Source organism: uncultured Clostridium sp. (genome assembly GCF_900547735.1).
Lineage (GTDB): Bacteria > Bacillota > Clostridia > Lachnospirales > Lachnospiraceae > Otoolea.
This window is the reverse complement of record NZ_URHZ01000035.1, coordinates 47,291-53,332: the sequence shown is the minus strand read 5'-3', so window position 1 is coordinate 53,332 and position 6,042 is coordinate 47,291. Positions and strand designations below refer to the sequence as shown.

The window sequence follows — 6,042 nt, the reverse complement described above, 5'->3', positions numbered from 1 at the left end:
CATCCCGAACCCCGACCGTCCCGGCGGCGTTCTCATTCCTCAATTAAATCCCCATGGACTCAACCGGCTAAAGCGCAAAAAAACTCCCCCGGGACTGCACATCATGCAGACCGGGGGAGTCTCATTCATTTATTCTTCAACTGTAGCGTACATAAAGTACCAGTATCCGTAAGGAGAATGCCATGTACCCTTTAATTTCGGGCTCTGTACCCAGAAGTCATTCTCGTATGCAACAGGCGCCATAGCGCTGTCTTTTAACGCCAGGTTCTCTGCTTCGTGAAGCAGTTTGTAATGCTCTTCCTTATCGGCTGTTTCACGTGCTTTCGTAACAAGGGCATCAAACTCAGGATTGCTGTACTTGCCGTCGTTGTTACCGTTGTTTGTCTCTAACAGGTTAATCATGTTGGATGGATCATCGTAGTCATATACCCAGCCGTTACGTGCGATCTCGAAGTCACCGTTACGACGGGTTGGTGTGAAGGTAGACCACTCAACGATCTTGATATCTGTGTTAACTCCAAGCTCTTTCCATGCGCTCTGTAAGTACTCGGCGATTGGTTTGTGGTATTTAGCGTCGTTTGTCATGTACTCGATGGTTGGGAATCCCTGTCCATCCGGGTAACCTGCCTCTGCGAGAAGCTGTTTTGCCTTCTCAAGGTCGGCCTCGTAGTTGTCTACGTTAAAGAAGTCGCCGCCGTTGTTTGCTCTTGTAACTTCCTCGAAGGAGGAACCTGGCGTGGCATCAGAGATACCAGGGCCTACGAAGTTAGTAGCCGGGGAATAAGTTCCCTGTGTTACTGTCTCAGCAATGTATTTACGATCAATTGCAAGGCTTAATGCTTCACGCACTTTTGCATTGTCGAACGGCGCTTTCTGAATATTGAAGGAAACGTAGTAAGTTCCCATGATTGGAGCAATATGGAAATCTTCTGTTCCTACCAGGCTTGGAACTTCCTCGGAAGGAATATCTTTTGCCATAATAATCTCGCCTGTCTTATATGCACTGTAGGATGCGTTGGCATCTTCCATTAAGATGAATTTTACCGTATTAACAGTAACTCTTTCTGCATCCCAGTAGTATGGGTTTTTCTCATAAAGAATATAGGATCCTGGAACCCATTCTTTCATTCTGAGTGCACCGTTTCCAACATATGTCTCAGGATTAATTGCCCACTGATCACCATTAGCCTCAATGATGTCTTTCTTTACAGGGCTAAGTACGGCAAATGCGGAAATCTTGTCATAATATACACATGGGCTTGCAAGCTCAACAACAAATGTCTTCGCATCAGGTGCGGATACACCAAGTCCGTCTACTGCAGCCAATGTCTCTTCTTCTGTTGCGTCTTCGCCTAAAGCCATGACTGCGTCATAACCTTTTACCACATTCAGCATGTCGTAAGCGTATGGCGCTGCTGTCAGCGGGTTTGCAAGACGTTTGTAGGAATAAACAAAGTCTTCTGCCGTCAGATCGGAACCGTCGCTCCATTTTAAACCGTCGCGCAGATGGAATGTGTAGGTTAATCCGTCATCGGATACGTCAAATGATTCTGCCTGACCAGGAACAATGTTGTTGTCCTCGTCAAAGGTAAGCAGAGTCTCGAAGCCATGAATAATCATGTTTGCTCCGTCAATTGCGGAGTTTAACGCCGGATCAAGAGTCTCCGGATCAGGTCCGATCTGGACTGCGATGTCCACCCCGCCTGTTGATTCACCTGTTGCTGCTGTTCCCTGTTCACTTCCCTGCTCGCTTCCCTTCGACGCATCGGTTCCTTTGGAACCGCCGCCGCAGCCCGCAAGAACTGTGGTGGAAAGCATAGCTGCTGCTACCAGTAATGCTACTTTTTTCTTCATATTATCCTCCCTTGGATTTATATTTTAACCGGCTGCCCGCCGAAAGACGACGGGCTGTCGGTTAATTGCATAAAATAGACTCCCTTTAGCGGCATAATTCCTCTCCGCCGTTTCTTGGCAGCCGCTTACTAATTCACCCGATCCAGGTGGTGGCAGGCCGCATAGTGGCCCTTGGACACTTCCTGCCAAACGGGTTCCTGAGCCGCACACTGCTCATCCGCATAAGGGCATCTCGTTCTGAACCGACATCCGGACGGCGGGTTTACCGGGCTTGGAACGTCGCCGCTCAGCACGATACGTTTCGATTCCCTGCTGGTTCTCGGATCCGCGATCGGAATTGCGGAAATCAGGCTCCTTGTATATGGATGGACGCTGTGGAACGTCAGCTCATAGCTGTCGGCCAGCTCCACCAGGTTGCCCAGGTACATAACACCGATTCGGTTGGAAATGTGCTTAACAATCGAAAGATCATGGGCAATGAACAGGTAGGTCAGGCCCATCTCTTCCTGGAGTTCCTCAAACATGTTGACAACCTGGGCCTGGATGGATACATCCAGAGCGGATACAGGCTCATCGCAGACGATGAATTCCGGGTTCACGGCCAGTGCACGGGCAATGCCGACACGCTGTCTCTGTCCGCCGGAGAACTCATGAGGATAACGGTTTGCATGCTCGGAGTTAAGGCCGACGCGGCGCAGCATTTCGATAATGCGCTCCTGTCTGTCCTTCTTTCCGGATGCCAGTTTATGAATATCAATGGCCTCTCCTACAATGTCGGCCACGGTCATACGCGGATCCAGACTTGCATAGGGGTCCTGGAATACAATCTGCATTTTCCGGCGGTAAGGCAGCATGTTGACCGCCGTCTTTTTGCCGTATACCGGTTTTCCGTCCGCCGTCTGAGGCTTTCCGTCTTCCCCGTACACCGGCACGTCGCCGCTGTCGAAAATCGTCTCTCCGTCATAGAGAATACGGCCGCTGGTCGGCTCATGAAGGCGCAGAAGCGTACGTCCTGTCGTCGTCTTACCGCAGCCGGACTCTCCTACCAGTCCCAGAGTCTCTCCTTTATTAAGGTAGAAAGAGACATTATCCACGGCCTTTACCACTTTTTTCTCAAACATCTTACTGCTGGCAACAGGGAAATACTGTTTCAGGTTCTGGACCTCAACTAATCTCTTATCTTCCATCACTTATTACCTCCCTGTGCTTTTTCAAATTCTGCCTTCTGAAGCAGCCAGCAGGCGCTGTAATGAATATCCGAAAGATCGGTATATTCCGGCATCTGGCGCAGGCAGATCTTCATACAGGAATCACACCTCGGTGCGAAAGGACATCCTGCCGGAGGATTCAGCATATCGACCGGGCTTCCCTCGATCGGGACAAGGCGGCTGTGCTCTTTTTCGTTGAGCTTTGGAATGCTCCGTAACAGTCCCTTCGTGTATTCGTGGGACGGACTATAGAAGATATCGTCCGTTGTACCATATTCTACCACTTTTCCGGCATACATGACAGCAATTTTATCACACATGCTGGCCACAACGCCGAGGTCGTGGGTGATCATGATGATAGCCATGCCCAGCTTCTCCTTCAGTCCCATCATCAGCTCCAGAATCTGGGCCTGAATGGTAACGTCCAGAGCCGTCGTCGGCTCATCGGCAATCAGAAGCTTCGGCTCGCAGGCCAGTGCAATGGCAATCATGACACGCTGGCGCATACCGCCCGAGAGTTCGTGGGGATACTGTTTCAGCCTCTTCTCCGGTTCGTTGATTCCAACCAGTGTCAGAAGCTCTTTTGCCCTCTCCCGCGCCTCCTGTTTCGACTTCTTTGTATGTAGAAGAACCATCTCGCAGATCTGATTTCCTATCGTATATACGGGATTTAAGCTGGTCATCGGATCCTGGAAGATGATGGAAATCTCTTCTCCTCGGATTTTTCTCATCTGTTTCTCGCTCATCTCATCGATCCGGTGTCCGTTGAATTCCAGGGTGCCGCCGATCAGTTTTCCCGGATATGCGGTCAGTCCCATCAGGCTGTACGCGGTAACGGATTTACCGGAACCGGACTCGCCTACGATTCCCAGGACCTCGCCCTCCTTCAGATGGATGGAGACGTCGTTTAATGCCTTTACCTCACCGGCCGGGGTGAAGAAAGAAAGGCGTTCGTTCTTTATATCTACTAAATACTCGCTCATTCTTCGTTCCTCCCTAGTTCTTCATCTTCGGGTCAAATGCATCGCGCAGACCGTCACCCAACAGGTTAAAGCTCAGGATAATGACGGAAATCATAAAAGCCGGAGCAAACAGGCGGTGCGGATAGCTCTGAAGACCGTTAATAGCGGCACTTGCAAGGCTGCCCAGGGACGGCATCGGCGCATTCACGCCAAGTCCCAGGAAGCTTAAGAAGCTCTCCGTAAAGATGGAGGACGGAATCTGAAGCGTTGTCGTAACAATCAGAGTACCGATACAGTTGGTTAACAAATGCTTTCTGATAATACGGCCGCTGGAAGCTCCCAGCGCCCTGGCTGCCGTCACATATTCCTGCTCTTTCAGAATCATGATCTGGCTTCGCACGATACGCGCCATGCCGACCCAGTAGAGGAGGGCAAACACGATAAAAATACTGATCAGGTTAACGCCGATGACGCCGATCCATTCAAATCCCGGCTTCTGCGCCAAATCCTTTAAGGGATAATTGAGCACCGCCGCCAGAAGAATAATAATCAGTACATCGGGGACCGTGTAAATAATATCTACAATACGCATCATCACCATGTCGACCCATCCTCCGAAGAATCCGGAAATGGAACCGTACAGGGAACCAATCAGAAGAATGATTGCCGATGCCACAAGTCCTACCAGCAGGGAAACACGGCTTCCCATCATAACGCGGACCGCATAGTCACGTCCCAGGTTATCGGTGCCGAGAATGTGCGGGAATACTTTCTCACCTGCGTCGATCTGCGCCTGCTCCGCCTCGGAATACTGCATTGGGGCCAGGTTGACGCTTGTCTTAATCTGCTGCTCATATTTATAAGGATAAACCGTTGGTACGATAAATGAAAGCACGAAGATAACCAGTACAACAATCAGGCTGACCATGGCGATCTTATTCTTCTTTAAACGGCGCATTCCGTCCTGCCAGAAGCCGACGCTCTCTCTCATCACGACAAGGCTTTGTTTTTCACTTTCATCTGCCGGGAGGAAGTCGCTTACATCCATCTGAAATGATAATTTATTATTGTCCATCACATGTGCCTCCCTATTTCAGTTTTATACGCGGGTCGATAACGGTATATAAGATATCAACGACCACGTTCATTGTAATAATCAATGTAGCAAGGAAAATTGTAGTACCCATAATCAGAGGGTAGTCACGGCCTGTGATGGCGCCGATGAACTCGGAACCAAGACCCGGGATCGTGAAGATCTTCTCTACAATAAAGCTTCCTGTAACCGTATAGGCAAGCAGGGGACCCAGATATGTAACAACCGGCAGTACGGCATTTCTGAGCGCATGCTTAAACACGCTGAAAAACCAGGTGACTCCCTTCGCCCTGGCGGTTCTCATGTAGTCCTGTCCCAGGACATCCAGCATGGAAGAACGCATCAGACGTGAGATATAGGAAGCCGGGTATAAAGCCAGCGCCGTTACGGGCATAATATAATGTTTCCACGATGTCAGTCCATATGTAGGCAGCCATTCCAATTGAAACGACAGTACGTACATGAGCAGGGTGGAGATAACAAAACTCGGCACCGCGATTCCGCAGGTACTGAAAATAATGATAATGTTATCCGTCATCTTGCCTCTCTTAAATGCTGCGATACTCCCGAGCGGAATACCGACCAGTACGGCAATCAGAATGGAGATTCCTCCCAATTTTGCCGAAACCGGAAATTTTGTTTCAATAATCGAATTCACGGTACGGCCTCTCTGCTTTACGCTGGGACCTAAATCTCCGTGAAGTACTTTTCCCATATAAATTGTGTATTGCTCCGGAAGTGGTTTATCCAATCCGTATTTTTCCATCATCGCCTGCTGGGCCTGGGGTGTAAGGGCTTTCTCAGCCATAAATGGGCCGCCTGGTACCAGGTTCATCAGGAAAAATGTAAGAGTGGCGACAAGCCAGCATGTAACAACGGCCAGGCCAATACGCTTTGCAATATATTTTGCCATGATATCTCTCCT

The 6,042-nt window shown here is 49.7% G+C and carries 5 protein-coding genes; all 5 read right to left on the bottom strand.

Annotated elements, in window-relative coordinates:
- Positions 1-129: 129 nt before the first annotated feature.
- The 5 genes from QZT18_RS12620 to QZT18_RS12600 all read right to left on the bottom strand — a co-directional run bounded on the left by QZT18_RS12620 (position 130) and on the right by QZT18_RS12600 (position 6,030).
- Entirely contained in the window at positions 130-1,818 is a 1,689-nt protein-coding gene (locus tag QZT18_RS12620; protein ID WP_366925871.1) for a peptide ABC transporter substrate-binding protein, read from the bottom strand.
- Positions 1,819-1,982: 164 nt separating this feature from the next.
- Positions 1,983-3,044: an oligopeptide/dipeptide ABC transporter ATP-binding protein gene (locus QZT18_RS12615; RefSeq protein WP_366925870.1), complete on the bottom strand. Its 1,062-nt coding sequence runs from the start codon at positions 3,042-3,044 to the stop codon at positions 1,983-1,985.
- Positions 3,041-4,045 carry an ABC transporter ATP-binding protein gene (locus QZT18_RS12610; RefSeq protein ID WP_125142530.1) on the bottom strand — a complete coding sequence of 335 codons (1,005 nt, stop codon included), beginning with the start codon at positions 4,043-4,045 and terminating at the stop codon, positions 3,041-3,043. The genes QZT18_RS12615 and QZT18_RS12610 overlap by 4 nt, the downstream gene beginning before the upstream one ends.
- 13 nt (positions 4,046-4,058) lie before the next feature.
- The gene (locus tag QZT18_RS12605; protein WP_294148356.1) at positions 4,059-5,099 is read right to left on the bottom strand and encodes an ABC transporter permease; all 1,041 of its coding nucleotides are present in this window, start codon (positions 5,097-5,099) and stop codon (positions 4,059-4,061) included.
- Between the two features lie 13 nt (positions 5,100-5,112).
- The gene (locus tag QZT18_RS12600; protein WP_125142528.1) at positions 5,113-6,030 is read right to left on the bottom strand and encodes an ABC transporter permease; all 918 of its coding nucleotides are present in this window, start codon (positions 6,028-6,030) and stop codon (positions 5,113-5,115) included.
- Positions 6,031-6,042 lie beyond the last annotated feature (12 nt).